Annotated in this window: 19 protein-coding genes; 9 read left to right on the top strand and 10 right to left on the bottom strand. The window is 68.3% G+C overall.

Annotated features, from left to right (window positions below; translation table 11 throughout):
- The first annotated feature begins 5 nt into the window (after positions 1–5).
- From PV781_RS12510 to PV781_RS12540, 7 genes are all read left to right on the top strand, one after another.
- Entirely contained in the window at positions 6–785 is a 780-nt protein-coding gene (locus PV781_RS12510) for an SDR family oxidoreductase (RefSeq protein ID WP_274775955.1), read from the top strand.
- Between the two features lie 62 nt (positions 786–847).
- Positions 848–1,816, top strand: coding sequence for a Bug family tripartite tricarboxylate transporter substrate binding protein (locus tag PV781_RS12515; protein ID WP_274775956.1), 969 nt, complete (start codon positions 848–850; stop codon positions 1,814–1,816).
- Between the two features lie 19 nt (positions 1,817–1,835).
- Positions 1,836–4,298 carry a molybdopterin-dependent oxidoreductase gene (locus PV781_RS12520; protein ID WP_274775957.1) on the top strand — a complete coding sequence of 821 codons (2,463 nt, stop codon included), beginning with the start codon at positions 1,836–1,838 and terminating at the stop codon, positions 4,296–4,298.
- Between the two features lie 22 nt (positions 4,299–4,320).
- Positions 4,321–4,809 (top strand): tripartite tricarboxylate transporter TctB family protein, encoded by a 489-nt coding sequence (locus PV781_RS12525; RefSeq protein ID WP_274775958.1) that lies wholly within the window; start codon positions 4,321–4,323, stop codon positions 4,807–4,809.
- Positions 4,810–4,840: 31 nt separating this feature from the next.
- A complete protein-coding gene (locus PV781_RS12530) occupies positions 4,841–6,340 on the top strand; it encodes a tripartite tricarboxylate transporter permease (RefSeq protein WP_274775959.1) in 1,500 nt (499 codons plus the stop codon).
- An 11-nt stretch (positions 6,341–6,351) separates the two neighbouring features.
- The gene (locus tag PV781_RS12535) at positions 6,352–7,629 is read left to right on the top strand and encodes an NAD(P)/FAD-dependent oxidoreductase (protein WP_274775960.1); all 1,278 of its coding nucleotides are present in this window, start codon (positions 6,352–6,354) and stop codon (positions 7,627–7,629) included.
- A gap of 101 nt (positions 7,630–7,730) precedes the next feature.
- Positions 7,731–8,864, top strand: a complete 1,134-nt coding sequence (locus PV781_RS12540; protein WP_274775961.1) for a PLP-dependent cysteine synthase family protein — start codon at positions 7,731–7,733, stop codon at positions 8,862–8,864.
- Positions 8,865–8,970: 106 nt separating this feature from the next.
- Here PV781_RS12540 and PV781_RS12545 read toward each other — a convergent pair whose 3' ends face one another.
- Complete coding sequence (locus tag PV781_RS12545) at positions 8,971–9,414, bottom strand: SRPBCC family protein (protein WP_274775962.1); 444 nt, start codon at positions 9,412–9,414, stop codon at positions 8,971–8,973.
- Between the two features lie 487 nt (positions 9,415–9,901).
- Here PV781_RS12545 and PV781_RS12550 point away from each other — a divergent pair, with 487 nt between their 5' ends.
- A complete protein-coding gene (locus PV781_RS12550) occupies positions 9,902–10,375 on the top strand; it encodes a hypothetical protein (RefSeq protein WP_274775963.1) in 474 nt (157 codons plus the stop codon).
- A gap of 67 nt (positions 10,376–10,442) precedes the next feature.
- Here the strand turns inward: PV781_RS12550 and PV781_RS12555 are convergent, their stop codons facing one another.
- Positions 10,443–10,817, bottom strand: coding sequence for an ArsR/SmtB family transcription factor (locus PV781_RS12555; RefSeq protein WP_274775964.1), 375 nt, complete (start codon positions 10,815–10,817; stop codon positions 10,443–10,445).
- Positions 10,818–11,052: 235 nt separating this feature from the next.
- On the opposite strand from PV781_RS12555, the gene PV781_RS12560 reads away from it, so the two are divergent.
- Positions 11,053–12,030, top strand: a complete 978-nt coding sequence (locus tag PV781_RS12560; RefSeq protein WP_274775965.1) for a quinone oxidoreductase family protein — start codon at positions 11,053–11,055, stop codon at positions 12,028–12,030.
- A gap of 98 nt (positions 12,031–12,128) precedes the next feature.
- Here the strand turns inward: PV781_RS12560 and PV781_RS12565 are convergent, their stop codons facing one another.
- The 8 genes from PV781_RS12565 to PV781_RS12600 all read right to left on the bottom strand — a co-directional run bounded on the left by PV781_RS12565 (position 12,129) and on the right by PV781_RS12600 (position 20,282).
- Positions 12,129–13,691 (bottom strand): APC family permease, encoded by a 1,563-nt coding sequence (locus PV781_RS12565; protein WP_274775966.1) that lies wholly within the window; start codon positions 13,689–13,691, stop codon positions 12,129–12,131.
- Between the two features lie 231 nt (positions 13,692–13,922).
- Complete coding sequence (gene hpaI / locus PV781_RS12570; protein WP_274775967.1) at positions 13,923–14,699, bottom strand: 4-hydroxy-2-oxoheptanedioate aldolase; 777 nt, start codon at positions 14,697–14,699, stop codon at positions 13,923–13,925.
- 28 nt (positions 14,700–14,727) lie between these two features.
- Entirely contained in the window at positions 14,728–15,531 is an 804-nt protein-coding gene (gene hpaH / locus PV781_RS12575; RefSeq protein WP_274775968.1) for a 2-oxo-hept-4-ene-1,7-dioate hydratase, read from the bottom strand.
- Positions 15,518–16,399, bottom strand: a complete 882-nt coding sequence (locus PV781_RS12580) for a fumarylacetoacetate hydrolase family protein (protein ID WP_274775969.1) — start codon at positions 16,397–16,399, stop codon at positions 15,518–15,520. The genes hpaH and PV781_RS12580 overlap by 14 nt, the downstream gene beginning before the upstream one ends.
- Positions 16,400–16,449: 50 nt before the next feature.
- The gene (gene hpaD / locus PV781_RS12585) at positions 16,450–17,430 is read right to left on the bottom strand and encodes a 3,4-dihydroxyphenylacetate 2,3-dioxygenase (protein WP_274775970.1); all 981 of its coding nucleotides are present in this window, start codon (positions 17,428–17,430) and stop codon (positions 16,450–16,452) included.
- Between the two features lie 98 nt (positions 17,431–17,528).
- A complete protein-coding gene (gene hpaE, locus PV781_RS12590) occupies positions 17,529–19,046 on the bottom strand; it encodes a 5-carboxymethyl-2-hydroxymuconate semialdehyde dehydrogenase (protein WP_274775971.1) in 1,518 nt (505 codons plus the stop codon).
- A gap of 70 nt (positions 19,047–19,116) precedes the next feature.
- Positions 19,117–19,512 (bottom strand): 5-carboxymethyl-2-hydroxymuconate Delta-isomerase, encoded by a 396-nt coding sequence (locus tag PV781_RS12595; RefSeq protein WP_274775972.1) that lies wholly within the window; start codon positions 19,510–19,512, stop codon positions 19,117–19,119.
- A gap of 236 nt (positions 19,513–19,748) precedes the next feature.
- Entirely contained in the window at positions 19,749–20,282 is a 534-nt protein-coding gene (locus PV781_RS12600; RefSeq protein WP_274775973.1) for a flavin reductase, read from the bottom strand.
- Positions 20,283–20,286 lie beyond the last annotated feature (4 nt).

Raw genomic sequence — 20,286 nt, forward strand, 5'->3', positions numbered from 1 at the left:
GGGCCATGGACCTCGGCCTTTCCGGGCGCAGGGCGCTTCTGACCGGCAGCAGCCGCGGCATGGGTCGGGCGGCCGCCTTCGCCCTCGCGGCGGAGGGGGTTGATCTGACGCTTCTTGCTCGCACGCCCGATGTGCTTGAGCAGACGGCGGCGGAGATCCGGGCGCGTGCAGGCGTCCGGGTCACCGCCGTGGCGGGGGATATCACCACCCCCGCCGGCCGCGTGGCGGCGCTGGAAGCGTGCCCCGAGCCGGACATCCTGGTCAATAATGCCGACGGCGAATTGCCCGGCGATTTCCGGAACTGGTCACGCGAGGACTGGATCCGGGGTGTCGACAAGATGATGCTGACGCCCATCGAGATGATCCGCCTCACAGTGGATGGAATGATGGCGCGCGGCTTTGGACGCATCGTCAACATCGTCTCGCGCAGCGTGAAGATTGCGCAGCCAGAACTTGGCATGTCCAATGCCGCACGTTCGGGCCTTGTGGGATTTGTTGCCGGGCTGGCGCGGCAAACGGTGGCGCACAATGTTACCATCAACAACATCCTGCCCGGCATCATCGCCTCGGACGGCCAGCGCGGGCATGTGGAGGAACTGGCGCGCGTGACCGGTCGCCCCTTCGAGGAGATCTGGGCGCAACGGGCGGCGCAAAATCCCGCCGGGCGCTATGGTGAGCCCGACGAGGTGGGGGCCTATATTGCCTTCCTGTGCTCGGCGAAGGCCGGCTTCGTGAATGCGCAAAATCTGATGATTGACGGGGGCCAGTATCCCGGAACGTACTGAGCATTGGTGAACCAGTAATCGGCGCGGGCGGGGGGTCCGCTGTCTGTCGCAGGAGGCTAGACATGAAGATGTTCCACGCGCTTTCCATTGCGCTTGCACTGGTGGCCCCAGTGGCGCCTGCTGCGGCGCAGGGCTTTCCCGACCGGCCGGTGACCATCGTGGTCCCCTATCCGCCCGGCGGCTCCGTGGACGGTGTGGCGCGCGCGCTCGCCACAGCCCTCCAGACGAGGACTGGCAAGGCTTTCGTGGTGGACAACAGGGCGGGTGGCGCCGGCGGCGTCGTGGGGTCGTCCGAGGTGGCCAAGGCGGCGCCTGATGGCTATACGATCCTCCTGGATGCCTCCATCCATGTGGTGACGCCGCTCATCAACAAGAACGTATCCTATAATATATTCAAAGATTTCACGCCCATCGGCGAAGTTGCCGAGGGTCCTCTTCTGATCACCACCAACCCCAAGGTGAAGGCTGACACGCTGAAGGATTTCTTCGCGCTCGCCAAGGCCAAGCCGGATGATTTCTCTTTTGCAACATCGGGTTACGGCTCGGCTGGGCACCTTGCGGTGGAGATGCTGAAGCAGAAGGCCGGGGTGGATGTGGATGTGATCGCCTATAAGGGCGGCGGACCGGCCCTGAACGACATGATGGGCGGCCAGGTGCAGCTGATCGCCGATCCCATGCTGTCCTCCCTGCCTTATGTAAAGTCCGGTCGCCTCAAGGCCTTAGCGGTTACCAGCAAGACCCGCTCGCCGCTCGCGCCGGATGTGCCCACCGTGGATGAGGCGGGCATGGGACCGTTCGAGATGGTCTCCTGGTATGCCGTCTGGGGTCCCCGCAACCTCGATGCCAAGGCCTCGGAATTCCTTGTGAGCAACGTTTCGGCGGTGGTGAACTCCGACGAATTCAAGCAGAAGCTCGCCGTGTTCGGGTTTACTCCGAAGTACCGTGACCCGGAGGCGCTCCGCACCTTCGAGCAAGATGAAAGCGCCCGCTATGACGTCATCGTCAAGGCGGCCAAAATCTCCGTCGAGTAAAATTGCGTCGAGTGAGACCATGACCCTCTCCCCCCCGGCCATCCTCCCAAGCCCCACCTCCCGTCCCGGGCTGCGGCCCGGGAGCGGGGCGCGGGCGGGGCAGGGGGCTGAACAGGAGGCGGGGGCCGGGCTGGTGGGCACCCATTGGGGGCTCTACCGGCACCGGGGGGACATCTCCACCCTCGCCGACTTCGAGGGTGACGGCGATCCGGCACGGTTCGGGCTCGGGCTTGCGGGGGACCGTCTCGCGCCGTGCCGGGTGCTGCGTCCGGCGGTCCGGCGCTCCTATCTGGAGCACGGGCCGCTGGCGCGCCGGGGCCGGCGGGGGGCGGAGCCCTTCGTGGAGGTGTCCTGGGACGAGGCTTTGGACCTCGTCGCCCGTGAGATCCGGCGGGTGCGGGACACATATGGGCCGGGCGCGCTCTATTCGGGCTCCTATGGCTGGTCGAGCGCGGGGCGCTTCCACCATGCACAGAGTCAGCTCAAGCGCTTCTTCAACATGGCCGGGGGCTCGGTGCGCTCGGTTCAGACCTATAGCTACGCCGCCGGCGAAGTGCTGCTGCCCCATGTAATCGGCACGCAGGAAGGGCTGATCGCCGGCCATACCCCCTGGGCGGACCTGATCGGGCAGGCGGAGCTCATCGTCATGTTCGGCGGCACGCCCTTGCGCAATGCGCAGGTGAGCGCTGGCGGCATCGCCGCCCACACGGCGCGGGACGGGCTGCTGGCCTGCAAGGCGGCGGGGGCGGACTTCGTCACGGTCAGCCCCATACGGGCCGACGCGGCGGACGCGCTGGGCGCGCAGTGGATGGCGCTGCGGCCCAATACGGACACCGCGCTCCTCCTGGCGCTCGCCTTCGTCCTGATCCGCGAAGGCCTTCATGACCAAGCCTTCCTCGATCGCTTCACCACGGGCTTCGAGACCTTCCGCGCCTATGTGATGGGCGAGAGCGACGGCATCCCGAAGGATCCGGACTGGGCCGCCGCCATCACCGGCCTTGCCTCGTCCGACATCATGGCGCTCGCCCGGCGCATGGCGGGCCGGCGCACCTTTCTCATGATGGCCTGGTCGCTCCAGCGGGCGGACCATGGGGAGCAGCCTTATTGGGCGGCCATCGCCCTGGCGAGCCTGCTCGGCGGCATCGGCCGGCCGGGGGAAGGGTTCGGCTTCGGCTATGCAGCCATCGATGGGGTGGGCGTGCCTCATCCGGCGGTGTCCTGGCCCTCGCTGCCCCAAGGCCGCAATCCCGTGGACGACTATATCCCCGTCGCCCGCATTGCGGACATGCTGCTGCACCCCGGCGAGGCCTATGACCATGACGGCGCCGCGCGCCGCTATCCCGACATCCGCCTCGTCTATTGGGCCGGCGGCAACCCGTTCCACCACCACCAGGATCTCAACCGGCTGGTGGAGGCGTGGCAGCGGCCGGAGACGGTGATCGCCCACGAGCATTGGTGGAACGCCCATGCCCGCCATGCGGACATCGTGCTCCCCGCCGCCACCTTCTTCGAGCGGGACGACCTGGTGGCGAGCGGGCGGGACCGCTTCCTGGCCTATTCCAGCCGCGCGGCGGAGCCGCCGGGCGCGGTGCGTACGGATTACGAGATCCTCGCCGGCATCGCCGACCGGCTCGGCGTCGCGGACGCCTATACGGAGGGGCGCGACGCGGAAGGCTGGCTGCGCCATCTCTATGACCAGGCCTGGGCCAATGCCGCCGCCCGTGGCTTCGATCTGCCGCCCTTCGAGGAGTTCCGGGCGCAGGGCCTCATCGACCTGCCGCCCAAGCCCGGTCCCCGGCCGCTGCTGGGGGCCTTCCGGGCCGATCCCGAAGGCCATCCTCTGCGTACCCCCTCGGGGCGGATCGAGCTGGCGTCGGCGCGCATTGCGAGCTTCGGCTATGGCGACTGCCCCGGCCATCCCGCCTGGCGCGCGCCGGCCGAATGGCTGGGGGCGCCGCTCGCCGCGCGCTATCCCTTCCATCTCCTGTCCTGCCAGCCGGCGGACAAGTTGCATAGCCAGTGGGACCATGCGGCCCCTTCCCGCCGCACCAAGGCCGGCGGGCGCCAACCCATCCTCATGCATCCCACCGACATGGCCGAGCGCGGCATCGCTGCCGGCGACGTGGTGGAGGTGTCGAGCCCGCGCGGGCGCTGTCTTGCGGTGGCCGAGCCGTGCGGGGATCTCCTGCCGAAGGTGGTGCAACTGGCCACCGGCGCCTGGTTCGATCCGCAGGACCCCGCAGCGCCGGGATCGCTGGAAGTGAACGGCAATCCCAACGTGCTGACTGCCGACCACGGCACTTCGCGCCTCGGCCAGGGGCCAAGCCCCAATTCGTGCCTGGTAGACATCCGCCGTTTCGAGGGGCCCGTCCCACCGGTGCGGGCCTATCGGCCGCCAGATTTGGTGCCGGACCCGCGCCCGGCCCAAGGTTCTTCCGCGCTTTCCGCGCGGTCCCCGTCTTCCCGTCCCCCTCACCCCTAGCCCCGCGCCCCGGAGGCCGATCATGTCTCCTCCCCTGTCGTCCTCCTCACGGCCGTCCTCCTGGTTCAACCGGGACGTGGTGGCCGGCGCGCTGTTCCTGGCCATCGGCCTGTTCTTCCTGCTGAACGGCCTTGGCCTCTCCTTCGGCACAATGCGCAAGATCGGGCCGGGGGCTTTCCCGTCCATGGTGGCGGGGCTGCTCATCCTCACCGGCGTGGGCCTGTGCGCGAAGGGCTTGATCACCCGCGGCCCGGTGGCCTCGGTCTTCGGCGCGCCCCGCCCGCTCCTGGCGGTGCTCGCCTCGCTCATCCTCTTTGGCGTCACGGTGCGCGATGCGGGGCTCCTGCCCGCGGTCCTGCTGTGCACGCTGGCGGCGGCGCTCGCCATGCGCCCGCTGCGCCTGGGGGTGATGACACTCTACGGCATCCTGGCCGGCATCTTCTGCTGCGCCGTCTTCATCACCGCGCTCGGCATGCCCATGCCGGTCATCGGTCCCTGGTTCCGCTTCTGAAGCGCCACCGCCCTCCCGTCAGGAGCATTCCATGGACACGCTGAGCTCCATTCTTCTGGGCCTCAACCAGGCCATCCTGCCCGTGAACCTGTTCTGGTGCTTCACCGGCGCGCTTCTGGGCACGTTGGTGGGCGTGCTGCCCGGCCTCGGCCCGGCCGCCACGGTCGCCATCCTCCTGCCTTTCACCACGGGGCTGGACCCGGTCACCGCGCTGATCATGCTGGCGGGCATCTATTATGGCGCCCAATATGGCGGCTCCACCACGGCCATCCTCCTGAACCTGCCGGGCGAGGCCTCTTCTGTCATCACCGCCATTGACGGCTACCGCATGGCGCGCAACGGCCGGGCAGGGGTGGCGCTGGCCACCGCCGGCATCGGCTCCTTCATCGCCGGCACCATCGCCACCTTCGTGCTCGCCTTCTTCGCCCCGGCTTTGGCCGAAGTGGGGCTGATGTTCGGGCCGGCGGAATATTTCGCCGTCATGGTGCTGGGCCTTCTCACCTCGGTGGTGCTGGCGCGCGGCTCGCTGCCCATGGCGCTGGGCATGGTCTTCACCGGCATCCTGGTCGGCCTCGTGGGCCAGGACGTGCAGACCGCCGCGCCGCGCTTCACGCTGGGCCTTCCCGACCTTGCGGGCGGGGTGAACTTCGTCATCGTCGCCATGGGCATGTTCGGCATCGGCGAACTGGTGCGTGACCTGGAGAACCCGGAGAGCCGCACCGTCATCCGCACCACGATGGCCTCCCTGGTGCCGTCTCGCAGGGACTTCCGCCGCATGGCCATGCCCATCCTGCGCGGCACCGGCATCGGCTCGGTGCTGGGGCTGCTGCCGGGTTCGGGGGCGCTGCTGGCGTCCTTTGCCTCCTATGCGGTGGAAAAGCGCGTCGCCCGTCCGCCGGAAGGCTTCGGCAACGGGGCCATCGAGGGTGTGGCAGGGCCGGAGAGCGCGAACAATGCAGGCGCGCAGACCTCCTTCGTGCCCCTCCTTACGCTGGGCCTGCCCGCCAATGCGGTGATGGCGCTGATGGCCGGCGCACTCATCATGCAGGGCATCGCGCCGGGGCCGACCCTCATTTCCGAGCATCCGACCATCTTCTGGGGCGTCATCGCCTCCATGTGGATCGGCAATGCCATGCTGCTCGTGCTCAATCTGCCGCTCATCGGGCTGTGGACGAGCCTTCTCACCGTTCCGTTCCGCTATCTCTACCCGGCCATCATCATCTTCTGCGCCATCGGCGCGCTGTCGCTGAACAACGCCCCGTTCGACCTGTGGCTGCTGGCGGCCTTCAGCCTCGCCGGCTATGTCTTCTCCAAGCTGGAATGCGATCCGGCCCCCCTCATCATGGGCATGATCCTCGGCCCGGCGCTGGAGGAGAATTTCCGCCGCGCCATGTCGGTGGCCAAGGGCAATCCGGCCATCTTCATCCACCGGCCCATCGCCGCCACCTTGCTGGCCATCGCCGTCCTCCTGCTGGTCATCATGCTGCTGCCCAAGGTGAATGCGGCCCGCGAGGAGGCGTTTCAGGAATGAGCGGGCCAGGCATGAGCGCGTCGCCCGCAAGCACGCCCCATGTGGCGGTGATCGGCTGCGGCATCGCCGGGGTGTGCAGCGCCATTGCGCTCCTGAAGGCGGGACATCCGGTCACGCTCATTGAACCGGGCGCACCGGGCGGAGAGCAGGCGGCCAGCTATGGCAATGGCGCCTGGCTCTCGCCCGCCTCCATCGTCCCCATGTCCATGCCGGGCCTCTGGCGGAAGGTGCCAGGCTATCTGCGCGACCCGGAAGGCCCGCTGACCATCAGCCCGCGCCATCTGCCGCGCCTCGCCCCCTGGCTGGTGCGCTTTCTGGCGGCGGGCTGGAGCGTGGAGAAGGTGACGCGCACCGCTGGCCTCCTGGCGGGCCTGCTGCGCGATGCGCCGGCCCGTCACGCCGCACTGGCGGTCGACGCCGGGCAGGGCGACCTCATCCGCCGTGACGGCCTGCTCTATGCCTATCCCGACCGGGCCGCCTTTGCCGCCGATGCGCTGGGCTGGCGCCTGCGGCGGGAAAATGGTGTCGCCTGGCAGGAACTGGAAGGGGCGGCGCTTGCCAGCTTCGAGCCCGCCTTGAGCCTCCGCTATGGCTTCGGCGCGCTGGTGGAGGCCGGGGGGCATTGCCTCGATCCCGGCGCCCATGTGGCGGGGCTCGCCCGGCATGCGGTTGCGCTGGGCGCGCGGCGGGTGAGCGCCCGCGCCACCGGCTTCTCCTTTGCCGGCGACCGCCTTGCGGCGGTGGAGACCGACCAGGGGGCGGTGCCGTGCGACCGGGCCGTGATCGCCGCCGGTGCCCGCTCCGGTCCGCTCGCCGCCCTGGCGGGGGACCGTGTCCCGCTGGAAAGCGAGCGGGGCTATCATGTGGAGGTGGAAGACCCCGCCGCCGCGCCCCGCATTCCCGTGATGCCCTCCGATGGCAAGATGGGCAATACGGTCACGCGCGGGGGCTTGAGGGCCTCGGGACAGGTGGAATTGTCCACGCTCGATGCCCCGCCGGACTGGCGGCGGGCGGACATCCTGCTGCGCCATCTGGTGGCCACCTATCCAGGCCTCGGCCCGGCGTCCGCGCTGAAGGTGCGCCGCTGGCAGGGCAACCGGCCTTCCACGCCCGATGGCCTGCCGGTGATCGGCCGCGCCTCGCGCTGCCCGGACATTTTCCACGCCTTCGGCCATGGCCATGTGGGCCTCGCCTCCGGCCCGGTGACGGGCGAGATGGTGGCCGCGCTCGTCTCCGGCGCCCCCTCGCCCCTGCCGCTCACCCCCTTTTCTTGCATTCGCTTTCACTGAAACTGCCTGTGAAAAGCCCCAATCCGCGCTAAACTCTTTCCCAGCCTTCCGTTTCCGCCCGGCCGGCGCATTCCCTTGCCGGCCCCGCTCCAGGACTGATCATGACCGCCACCTTCCCCTGCCTGCCATGCCCCCCGCTCGCGCCCCTGCCGCCCAGCCCCGACCGGGACTGGACGCGCAAGGCCATCGCGCTGTTGCGGGGCGATGGGCGGCGCTCCGCCGACACCCATCTGGTGAAGCCGGTCTTCAAGGGGCTGACGGGCATCTCGGTCTATCTGAAGGATGAGTCCACCCATCCCACCGGCAGCCTCAAGCACCGGCTCGCCCGCTCGCTGTTCCTCTATGGCATCTGCAACGGCTTCATCCGCAAGGGCACCACCCTGGTGGAGGCCTCCTCCGGCTCAACGGCGGTGTCTGAAGCCTATTTCGCGCATTTGCTGGATCTGCCCTTCATCGCCGTGATGCCGCGCTCCACCAGCCGGCAGAAGATTTCCGCCATCGAGCATTTCGGCGGCACCTGCCATTTCGTCGACCATTCCTCGGAGGTCTATGTGGCCGCCGAGCGCCTCGCCTTGGAGCATGGCGGGCATTATCTCGACCAGTTCACCAATGCGGAGCGCGCCACCGACTGGCGGGGCAACAACAACATCGCCGAATCCATCTTCGAGCAGATGAAGGGCGAGCCCCATCCCGAGCCCGAATGGGTGGTGATGAGCGCCGGCACCGGCGGCACCTCGGCGACCATCGGGCGCTATATGCGCTACCATTCCATGTCGACGCGCCTGTGCGTCGTGGACGTGGAGCATTCCGCCTTCTATGCCAGCTACATGTCGGGGGACCGGGAGGTCACCTGCCTGCACCCCTCCCGCATCGAGGGCGTGGGCCGGCCGCGGGTGGAGCCCTCCTTCATTCCGGGCGTGATCGACCACATGATCAAGATCCCCGACGCCGCCTCCATCGCCGCCATGCATGTATTGTCCGAGCGGCTGTTCCGCCGGGTGGGTGGGTCCACCGGCACAAATTTCTACGGCCTGTGCTGGATCGCCGCCTCCATGATGGCAGAGGGGCGGGAAGGCTCGCTGGTCTCGCTCATCTGCGACAGCGGCGACCGCTATGCCGCCACCTATTACGATGCCGACTGGCTCGCCCGCGCCGGCATCGACATCACCCCCCACAGGGAGCGGCTGGAGGCCTTTCTCGACAGCGGCGATCCCAGCCTCATGAATGTGAGCTGAGCGCCCTGGATCGCATTGCGAGCGAAGCGGGGACCGGCGCGCGTGAAGAACGTGCGCCGAAACAGAGAGTTGGATCGCTTCCGTGTGTCCCTGAAACGCTGAAGCTCTATTGAGTGATCTCCGGCTCCACCAGCCGGGCGAGATTGCGCAGGCTCTCCTGCCAGCCCAGATAACAGGCTTCCACCGGGATGGCATCGGGAATGCCGGCCTGCTCGATCTCCACCTGCGTACCGACGCTGACAACGGTGAGCTTCACCGTCACCGTCATCTCCCCGGGCAAAGCGGGGTCGTCGAATCGGTCCGTATATTGGATGAGCGATCCCGGCACGAGGGTGCGGTAGGTGCCGCCAAAGGCGTGGCTCTCTCCGGTGGTGAAATTGCGGAACGACATGCGGAAGCTGCCGCCTTCCACCCCGTCCAAATGATGCACGGTGCAGGTGAAGCCGTTGGGCGGCAGCCACTTGGCGAGAGCGTCGGCCTCGATGAAGGCGCGATAGACCTTGTCGGGTCGGGTGGTGAGGATGCGGTGGAAGCGAACGGTGCCGGGCATGGGGTGATCTTTCAAGGTGGGCTCGGTTCCAGGACGGGCGAGGTGCGGCGGCGCCGACACGGCGGGCAAAGAATTGTGTGGGGGGCGATGCCGCGCGCGCCGGACAGCGAAAAATCCCATTGCCTTTCCGCGCGCCGCGCTGAAGATCCCGGAGCGGGGACAGCATGCGGGGGAATGAAGAGGGCGCTAAGCCTGGCACCTGAGACGGGACGGCGGGCGTGCCGCGGATCGGTCCGACCGGCTTGCACAGCAAGCGGATCGGCGCGCATTCTCGGCCCATAGCTCCGACGCTGATCTTGAGATCACGGCCCTTGGATGGGGCTCCGGCCGCCCGCGCAGCGTCCCCGGACGGCCGGATGGCCAGCCCGGAAAGGGCGCTGCCTGTCGGCCGGGATGCCGCTCCCTCGCCATCTTCCACATGATCGCTCGAACCGATCCGAAGTGCCTCGCGCCGATTGGCGTCGAGGACAGTCATGGAGTTGATGGCATGATCCGCCTCGCCCGCCTGCTGCCTGTGCTCGCCGCGGCCGCCCTTCTGGGCGCGTTCGGCCTTTCCGAGGCGCAGGCCCAGCCCCGCGGCCCCGCGCCCGGCGGCTTCTACCGCCAGGCCAACATGGCCGCCGTGATGTATCAATACGCCCCGGACCGCTACTGCCAGGTGCAGAACGAGGCGCAGATGGCCGCCTATGGCGGCTTCGGCCGGGTGCGCGTCGTGCCCTATCTGCAGATGTGGGGCCGTCCCACCGGCGCCTGCGGCTGGCCGAACGGCTTCTATCGCCGGGCCAACGAGACCGCCGTCTGGCAATTGGGCGGCGGGCCGGGCCAGGTGGGCAACATGATCTGCCATGTGCGAGACGAGCGGCAGATGATGCGCTTCGGCGGCTTCGGCCAGGTGTGGGTGGTGCCGCCCGGCTCCGATCTCATGCGCGGCCGCAGCATGATCGGCGGCTGCCCGGGCTGATCCGGGCAGCTCCATCCCGCGCCTGGGTTCACGCCGCGCCCACGGCGAGCGCTACGGCGGGTCGTGTTCAGGGCCGGGTGGCGGCGGGGTCCGGCCTCGCCGCGCCCTCGCGCGTGACCGGCGCCATCTGGGCCTCGGCCTCCGCCTGGAGCAGGGCCACAAGGTCCGGAAAGCGTTGGCGCAGATCCTCCCAGCGCAGACGGTTGGTGCGGGCATTGCCGCAATCCACCTGCCGGATGAGCCCGGATTCCCGCAGCACGCGGAAATGATGGGTGCGGGTGGCCTTGGTCACCGGCAGGTCAAAGGCACTGCAATGGCGCACCGTCTCTTCCGACGCCGCCAGCATCAGCACCACCTGCCGACGCAGCGGGTCGGCCAAGGCGGCGAAGATGGCCCCCAGCTCCATCTCGTCGAGATCCGGATGGCCCGTGGCGTCCGGCATGTCACTCCCGCCTTTCACGTCCGCGTGTCTGACTTTAGGGCGCGATCCCATGGGATGGAACCGCTTGCCGCTCCATCCCGTCGGCCAGTCGCCCTCTAACCTATTGAATAAAGGTCAGAGTCTCCTCGGATTGAACCGCCGCTGAGAGTCAATGCCGGGGGTCCGGATCTAAGGTACGACTTGCGTCGTACCTTACCCCATGCATGATGGCCTCACAACGCGGGAGGCAAGCGTCATGACTGAAAGCCGGATGGTCGAATTGGAGGCCTTCGGAGGGCCGGAGGTGCTCACCGTGGTCACGCGCGCGGTGCCCGCGCCCGGCCCCGGCGCGGCGCAGGTGCGCCACACCGCCATCGGCTTCAACTTCATCGACATCTATCAGCGCCAGGGCATCTATCCCCTGCCGCTGCCCACTGGCCTCGGCTTCGAGGCGGCGGGCGTGGTGGAGGCGGTGGGGCCGGGCGTGGACGGCATCGCCGTGGGCGACCGGGTCGCCTATATGAATGCGGGGGTCGGCGCCTACTCCGAACGGCGCAACGTGCCCGTCGACAAGCTGGTGAAGCTGCCGGACACGGTCTCCGACGAAGCCGCCGCCACCTTGCTGTTCAAGGGCATGACTGCCCAATACCTGGTGCGCCACACCCACAAGGTGATGCCGGGCGACGTGCTGCTGGTGCATTCGGCGGCGGGGGGCGTGGGGCAGATCCTCGCCCGCTGGGCGACCGCCCTCGGGGCGCGGGTCTATGGCACCACCAGCTCGCCGAAGAAGCGCGATGCGGCGCTGGCGGCCGGCTGCCTGGAGGTGGTGGACCTCAATGATCCCGACTGGCCGGACGCCTTCGTGGCGGCGGCCGGCACCAAGGCCCGCGTGGTCTATGACGCGGTGGGCAAGGACACGCTGCTGCGCTCGCTGGATTGCGCCGCCCCGTTCGGACTGGTGGTGAGCTATGGGGCCGCTTCTGGCAAGGCGCCCGCCATCGCGCCGGACCTGCTGGGGGCCAAGGGGGGGCTGTTCCTGACCCGTCCCTCGGTCTTCCCCCACAATGCAGACCCCAAGATGTTCCGGGCCAATGCCGCCGATCTGTTCGACGCCATCGCCAAGGGCCATGTGAAGGTGGATATCGGCGCCCGCTTCACGCTGGACGCCATCGCCGAGGTGCACCGGGCGGCCGAGGCGCGCGCGGTGACCGGGGCCATCCTCGTCACGCCGTGACGGGCGGGGCCTGACCGGGCAGGCCGCTCCGGGCTGCCACGCGGAGCCGGCATCCGGCTCCGCGCCGCGCCCGAGGACCGGCAGGGCGGTGCCGGCCTTCAGCTGATATTGCGGTCCTCGGCGAGGTAGCGGTGATAGGTCGCCCGGTCGAGCGGGCGCCGCACGGCCATGACGAGGATCACCAGCGAAAAGACGATGAGCAGGAGCGTATCCACGCCGCGCGGGATGACGCCGATGCCGCCATAGGTGCCCAGGTACGAGGCAAGCCCGAGCCCGAGGCAGTAAGGCACCAGCCACCAGGCCTGCGGCACGTCGAGGTCGGCAAAGCCGGTGCGCGCGGCCTTGACCACGAACAGGACGACGCCCAGCAGCAGGCACAGGCCCAGCTGCCACACGCTCTCCCACCCGCCCCAGAAGATCACCAGGGTGGCGATCACGAAGCCCGCCCCGGCCACGAAGCCCGCGAAGGGCACCCGGAAGGGGCGCTTCCGGTCGGGATCGAGCTTGCGCATGGTCAGCAGCACCACCGGCCCCACGGCGAAGGAGAGCGTGATGGCCGAGCCGCACAATTGCAGGATCTCCTCGAACGAGAAGAACACGAACATGATGATGGCAACGCCCAGATTGAGCAGCAGCGCCATGTCGGGCACGCCGCGATCGGAAATGGTGGCCACCTTGCTCGGGAAGAAGCCGTTCTCGCCCAGCGCGAAGGCCAGGCGCGCGGTGGAGCCCACCGACACCAGGGCGCTACCCATGGGCCCCACCAGCGCGCCGAAATTGAGCACCCGCGCCAGCCAGGCCAGGCCCACCGCCGAGGCCACCGCGCCGATGGGGCCATAGGCGCCGGTGATGTTCAGCTTGTCCCAGCCATTGGCGAGGTCGGAGGGCTGGAGGGCACCGATGAAGGCGATCTGCAGGCCGCTATAGATCAGGAAGCAGATGATGACCGAGCAGAGCAGCGCCGCCGGCACCGTGAAGCCCGGATTGCGCGTCTCGCCGGCGAGGTCGATCACATGGCGGAAGCCGATATAGGAAACGATGACGCCGCCCGCCGACACCGCGCTCAGCACGCCCTGCGCACCCATGGGGGCAAAGCCGCCCATGGCGGTGAAGTTGGAGAGGTTGAAGCTGGTGCCCAGCAGCACCAGGATGACCAGCACCGGAATGGTCAGCTTCACCCAGGTGATGGCGGTGTTGACGCGGGTGAAGAATTTCACGCCGTAGAAATTGATGGCCGTGAAGGCCACGATGAGCGCGCTCGCCAGCGTCAGGCCGATCCAAGACAGATTGGTGGTGCCCGGCTGGTGCAAGGCGGGAAAGTGTGGGCCGAGATAGCGCAGCGCCGCTTCCACCTCCACCGGCGCGGTGGCGCTGTAGCCCACCCAGGCGCTCCAGCCCATCACCATGGCCACCGTCTTGCCGTGGCTGAACTGGGGCAGGCGCCCGAGGCCGCCAGCCACCGGCAGCATGCCCGACACCTCCGCGAAGGACAGGGCGAGGAGGAACATCGCCACCGCGCCGATCACCCAGGAGATGACCGCCGCGGGTCCCGCGATCTGCGCCGATTGGAGGGGAGCGAACAGCCACCCCGAGCCGACGACGCCACTCACCCCGATGAAGGTCAGGCCGATGAGCCCGATCTCGCGCCGCATTTCTTGCATGGTTCACGCCCGCATTCTCGGGCACGGGGGTCCGTGACGGACCGCCCCGCTGCCCAACCCCCGCAACGGTCCCGTCCGTGCCGGAGGCTGGCCGGGCGGCGACCGATCTCGACGGCCGGCGCCGTCAGGCACCCGCCGTTTGGGGAAAGCTAATGCGTGACAGGGCGCTCGTCCCTGGCGTTTTTTGTTTTCTTCGCACTGCAGCGCAGGTGCGGCGGCGGAAAGAGGGCGTCAGGCACCCGCGAAGGGGAAGTCCTTCAGCTGGCGGGCGGCGGCCCCGGCGAGCAGGCCCACATCGGTGCCGATGGCGATGAAGGTGGCCCCCGCCGCATGGTAGCGCTGGGCCAAAGCGGGGTCGGAGGTCAGCACCCCCGCCGGCTTGCCATTGGCCCGAATGCGGGCGATGGCGCCTTCCACCGCCGCCACCACCTCCGGCGCGCCAGGACGCCCGAGGAAGCCGAGGTCGGCGGCCAGATCCGCCGGCCCCACGAACACGCCATCCACCCCGTCCACGGCGCAGATGTCATCGATGGCCGCCACTCCCGCCCGGCTCTCCACCTGGAGCAGCAGGCAGATTTCGGCATCGGCGGTGACGAGATAGTCGGTGACCCGGTTGAAGTCGGACGCCCGCGCCAGCGCCGCGCCGATGCCGCGCACGCCGTGCGGGGGATAGCGCACCGCCTTCACCAGCGTCTGCGCCTGCGCGCCACTCTCCACCATGGGGATGAGGAGCGTCTGGGCGCCGATATCCAACAATTGCTTGATCATCCAGGTCTCGCCCACCGGCGGGCGGACGATGGCGGCGGAGGGGCCGCCTTCAAGCACCTGGAGCTGGGCGACGAGGCTCTGGATGTGGTTGGGCGCGTGCTCGCCATCCACCAGCAGCCAGTCATAGCCGGCGCCGGCGCAGATCTCCGCCGTATAGGCATTGGCGAGGGCGAGCCACAGGCCGGTGAGGGTGCGGCCCTCCGCAAGGGCGGCCTTGAAGCGGTTGGTGGGGGCGGGCATAGGATTGCGGTCTCCGAACGCGCGGCGCTCAGGCAAAATGGCAGGACAGGGTGCCGGCGGCGCCGAAATCGGCGGTGATTGTGTCGCCGTGCCGGGCCTCGATGGGGCGGATGAAGGAGCCGGCCAGCACCACCTGCCCGGCCTCGATCCGCTGGCCATATTGGGCGAGGCGATTGGCGAGCCAGGCGATGCCGCGGGCGGGATGGTTCAGCACGCCCGCGCCGAGGCCGGTCTCCTCCACCTCCGCATTGCGCGAGACGATGGCGCCCATCCAGCGCATGTCGGTGGCATCAGGCGCAAGCGCCTTGCCGCCCAGCAGAATGCCCGCATTGGCCGCATTGTCCGACACGGTGTCCACAATCGTGCGGGCCTTCTTGGTCTGCGGGTCCACCCGCAGGATGCGGGTGTCGAGGATTTCCAGCGCCGGGGTGACGAACTCGGTCGCCCGCAGCACGTCGAACACGCCGATGCCCGGCCCCTCCAACGGCGCCTTCATGATGAACGCCACTTCCGCCTCGATGCGCGGCTGGATGAAGCGGTCGGGTGCGATGACGGCGCCGTCATCAAAGGCCATGTCGTCCAGCAGCACGCCGGAATCGGGCACGTTGATGTTCAGCGCCGCCTGCATGGCCTTGGAGGTGAGGCCGATCTTCCAGCCGATAATGTGCCGCCCGGCGGCCAGCTTGCGCTTCACCCAGGCGTCCTGGATGGCATAGGCCTCGTCCAGGGTGATGCCGGGATGCTTCAGGGAGATGAGCCCGGTCTGCACCCGCGTGCGCTCGGCGGCATCCAGCAGGTCCGCCTCGGCGGCGATCTGATCAGCGCTCAGCATGGACGTCCTCCCGCGTGACCTTATTCACCAGCGTGCCGATGCCCTCCGCTTCCACCTCGATCACGTCGCCCGGCTTCAGCCAGACGGGCGGGTCGAGCCGGGCGCCGGCGCCCGTGGGGGTGCCGGTGAGGATGATGTCGCCGGGCACGAGGGTGGTGAAGGTGGAGATGTAGGAGATGATCCGCCGGAACGGGAACATCATGCGCCCCGTCCGGTCGTGCTGGCGCACCTCGCCATTGACGCGGGTGGTCAGCGCGATGTCGGCGATCTGCGCTTCGTCCTCGAACGGGATGAGGGCCGGCCCGATGCTGCCCGTGCCGTCGAAATTCTTGCCCTGGGTCACGTTGAATTTGGCGTGCCGCACCCAGTCGCGGATGGTGCCCTCATTGGCAAGGGTAATCCCCGCCACATGCTTGAGGGCATCCGCCTCGCGGATGCGCCGCCCGGCCTTGCCGATGACGAGCACCACCTCGCCCTCATAGTCCAATTGCTCGGATTCGGGCGGCAGGATGAGGGGTTCGTTCTGCCCCACGAAGGAGCGCGGGAAGCGCACGAACAAGGACGGATAGGTGGGCAGGGCTTGCCCGTCCTTATATTCGGCATTGCGGTCGGGATAGTTCACGCCCACGCACAGGATCTTCTCCGGCGCCGGCACGGGGATTTCATAGCGCACGGACGCCGGATCGAGATCCGCCTTCAACCCCGCCGCCTCCGCCGCGAGGGACAGGAGGGCGCCGTCCGCGATCACTTCGCGCAGGCTGGGCCAGCGGGCGCCGGAGCGGGCGGAGAGGTCGATGATGCCCTCTGGGGTGAGCAGGCCATAGCCGGCGCGCCCCTGGTGCGTGAAGCTGACGAAATGCGGCCGCATGGCCCATCCTTCCGGAAACCGGCGCCGCCGCGCGGCGCCGCAAGATGAGGTCAGGGGGCGATGATGGGCTGGGCCTTCAGGATCGCCTCGGTGGTGGGCGTGCCGGCAAACAGGCTGCCATGCTCGAACCAGGACCGCGGCGCGGGCGCGCCCCAGAGCGTCTGGCGCTGCGGGTCCTTCAGGTCCCACTTGATGGGCTCGAGGTCGGGATCCACCGTGAGGTAGTCCGAGCAATAGATCTCGATGCGGTGGCCGTCGGGGTCGAGAATATAGAGGAAGAAGGCATTGGAAATGCCGTGCCGGCCGGGGCCGCGCTCGATATTGGCGAGATACCCCGTGGTCGACATGAGGTCCAAGAGGTCGATGATGTTGAGCGGGGTCGGCACCCAGAAGGCGGTGTGGTGCAGACGCGGGCCGCGGCCATTGGTGAAGGCGATGTCGTGCACGCCGCCCTTGCGGTGCATCCAGGCCGCCCACAGGCGCTTGCTCTCCTCGTCTTCCGTATATTCGGTGACGCGGAACCCCATCTCATTATAGAAGTCGACCGAGGCGTCCACGTCCTGCGTGAAGCAGTTGAAATGGTCGATGCGCAGCGGCTTCACGCCGCGATAGAGCGCGTATTTCTGGTGGATGGGCTCCAGGCGCTTCATCTCGAAATAGAATTCGAGCGGCGTGCCGAAGATGTCGCGGGTGGCGAGCGTGCGGCCCTGATAGGGGCGCTCCACGAAGTCCGCCGGCAGGCCCTTATTGGCAAACCAGGTCCGCGCCTTGTCGAGGTCCTCTTCCGCATAGACCTTCATGCTGAGAGCGGCGACTTCCGCCGCGGGGGCCTTGCGCAGCACCATGCAATGGTGGCCGCGCTCCTCCATGGCCCGCAGATAGATGGTCTCGTCATCCTCGTCGGTGACCTGGAGGCCCAGCGTATCCACATAGAAGGCACGGCTGCGGGCAAGGTCCGTGACGGCGAATTCAACATGGCTCAGGCGCACGATGTTGAAGGCCGGATAAAGGTTCGGCTTGGGAATGGGCACTTTGATCCTCCCCCGTATGCCCGCCCGCCTCCGGCGGCGCGGACAGATGGCGCGGGCGCCCTGGCGCCCGCTGGCGTTTTCGTTTGTTGAGGCCCGCGCTATTTGGCGAGTTTGGGCACCTTGTGGCCGGCGGTGGCGAAGGCGACGTTGCGGGTTTCCATATAGAAATCGAACGACCAGTCGCCGCCGTCTCGGCCGATGCCGGAATTCTTCACCCCGCCGAACGGGGTGGGCAGATGGCGCACATTTTCCGAATTCACCCAGGTCATGCCCGCTTCCAGGCCGTCCGTGAGGCGCAGCGCACGGTTGAGATCATTGGTCCACACATAGGCGGTGAGCCCATAGGGCACGTCATTGGCGAGCGCGAGCGCCTCGGTCTCGTCTGCGAAGGGAATGGCGGTGAGGACCGGTCCGAAGATCTCTTCCTGGGCGATGCGCATGCCATTGTGGGCGCCGGTAAACAGGGTGGGGGCCACATAGCAGCCGCCGCCCGGCCCCTCCACCTTCTCGCCGCCCGCCGCAACCGTCGCGCCTTCGGAGCGGCCGATCTCGAAATAGGACAGCACTTTCTTTTCGTGCACCGGGTGGATCAGCGGGCCGACCACCGTGTCGGGATCGAGCGGATGGCCAACCTTGATCGACTTGGCGCGCTCGGCCACCGCCGCGGTGAAGCGGTCATAGATGGAATGCTCCACCAGCAGGCGGGAGGAAGAGGTGCAGCGCTCGCCGTTCAGCGAATAGATCATGAAGGCGGCGGCGTCCGCCGCCTGGTCCAGGTCCGCATCGGCAAAGACAATGACCGGGTTCTTGCCGCCCAGCTCGAAATGCACGCGCTTCAGCGTGTCGGCGCCCTGGCGCATGATGTGGGAGCCGGTGCGGCTCTCGCCCACGAAGCCGATGGCCTTGATGTCGCGATGCTCGGTCAGCGCCTTGCCGGCATCCTCGCCGAAGCCGTTGACGAGGTTCCACACCCCCTTGGGCAAGCCGGCGCTTTCGGCGATCTCCACCAGGAGGCGGGCGGTGAGCGGCGAGAATTCCGCCGGCTTGTGCACCACCGTGCAGCCGGCGGCGAGCGCTGGCGCGATCTTCCAGGTGGAGAGCATGAAGGGGGTGTTCCAGGGCGTGATGATGCCCACCGGGCCGATGGGGACCCGGTTGGTGAGGTTCATCTGCCCCTCTGCCCGCATCACCCGGCCGTCTCGCGCCTCAGGCGCGCGATCGGCGAAGAAGCGGAAATTCTCTGCGCCCCGCAGGGCCGCCTTGGCCATGAATTTCAGCGACTGGCCGGTGTCCATGCACTCGATGAGGGCGATTTCCTCGGCGCGCGCCACAATGGCATCTGCGATCTTGTGCAGCAGCGCCTTGCGCTTCTCGCCCGAAAGTGCCGCCCAGGCCGGAAAGGCGGCTTTCGCGGCCTTGGCGGCGCGGTCAATGTCCGCGGCCTTGCCATGGGCGACCTTGGCCAGCGGCTGGAGGTCGATGGGGGAGATTGAGGCGAAGGTCTCCCCGTCCGCCGCTGGCACCGCCTGGCCATTGATGTGGTTCAGCACGCCTTCGCGCCGGAAGCGGGCGAGATAGGCCTCGGCCTTCGCGAGATTTTCTTCAAAGGTGGGCATCAGGCTCTCCCTGCCGGCCGTGCGCGCTCGCGCGCCGGCCGGTGGTGGCGGCGCGTGGGCGCCGTCGGCATTAGGATTGGGCGGCCGCCCGCAGGCGGGGATGGATGGCGTTGCGCTTCCAGCTCAAGGCGGAATGGATCTCCCGCACCTCCAGAGACAGCGCGAAATGGGGCTCCGCCAGAAGCGGGGCGAGGTGCCGGCTGGCAGCCGCGAAGATCAGCTCGCCCGCCCGCTGCCGCTCCTCTTCCGAGCGCCCCTCGCCGATGCGGAAGGACATGTCCAGAAAGGCGTTCTGGGGCAAAAGGTCGGCAATGGCATAGTGCCGCGCCGAGAAAGCGCGCACGCGCACGGCGCCCTCCTCGAACAGGCCGCTCGACAGGATCGCGGCGTGCAGATCCCGGCACAGGGTGCCCATGTCCGTCCGACCTTCGAGGTTGGCGGAATATTCCAAGGTCAAGTGCGGCATGCATCCTCCCGGCCGCGGCTTCTTATAATTAACACGTTAAGTATTTTGCGGCGGGTGTCAACTGCGGCATGTGGGACGGGGGCGTTTGGGCCGCCTTCCGTCCCGGCATTTGCGCCGGGTCAGGCTGTCCGCTGGCGCTGCAGACGAAGTCTCGCGCCCGGCCGGACCCCGTGGATGACCGGGACAAGTCCGGTCATGACGCATGGAGGCTGGTTCGCTCGGAGTTCCGAGGGCGTTCAGCCCCCGAAGCTGCCCACCGGCGAGGGCAGGTTGACGAAGGTGCGGTCGAAATAGAGGAGCGCCTCGCCATCCGCCCGCTGGCGCAGGCCCTCCACCCGGCCGATCAGCACATGATGGGTGCCCACCGTGTGCTGGGCGGTGAGCGTGCAGTCGAAGGCGACGATGGCCCCCTCCAGCATGGCATTGCCCGAGGGCTGCTCGTGCCAGCCCGCCGCCGCATAGCGGGCCGCCATGTCCGGCTCGCGGCCGGCGAAATGGTGGGCCAATTCCTGGTGCTCGCGCCCCAGCACGTTCACGCAGAACCGGCCATTCTCCAGGAAGGTGCCGCACTGGGCCGAGCCGGCATTCATGCACACCAAGAGGCTCGGCGGATCGTCCGTCACCGAGCACATGGCGGTGGCGGTGAAGCCACCGCGCCCCGCCGGCCCGTTGGTGGTGACGATGGTCACCGGCGCGCAGACCCGCGCCATGGCGTTGCGGAAGTCGGTCCGCGAGATGGGAGGCACGGGGGCTTCCGTGGCCGTGTCCATGGCC

Origin of the sequence: Aquabacter sediminis (genome assembly GCF_028863665.1) — a bacterium.
Taxonomy (GTDB): domain Bacteria; phylum Pseudomonadota; class Alphaproteobacteria; order Rhizobiales; family Xanthobacteraceae; genus L1I39.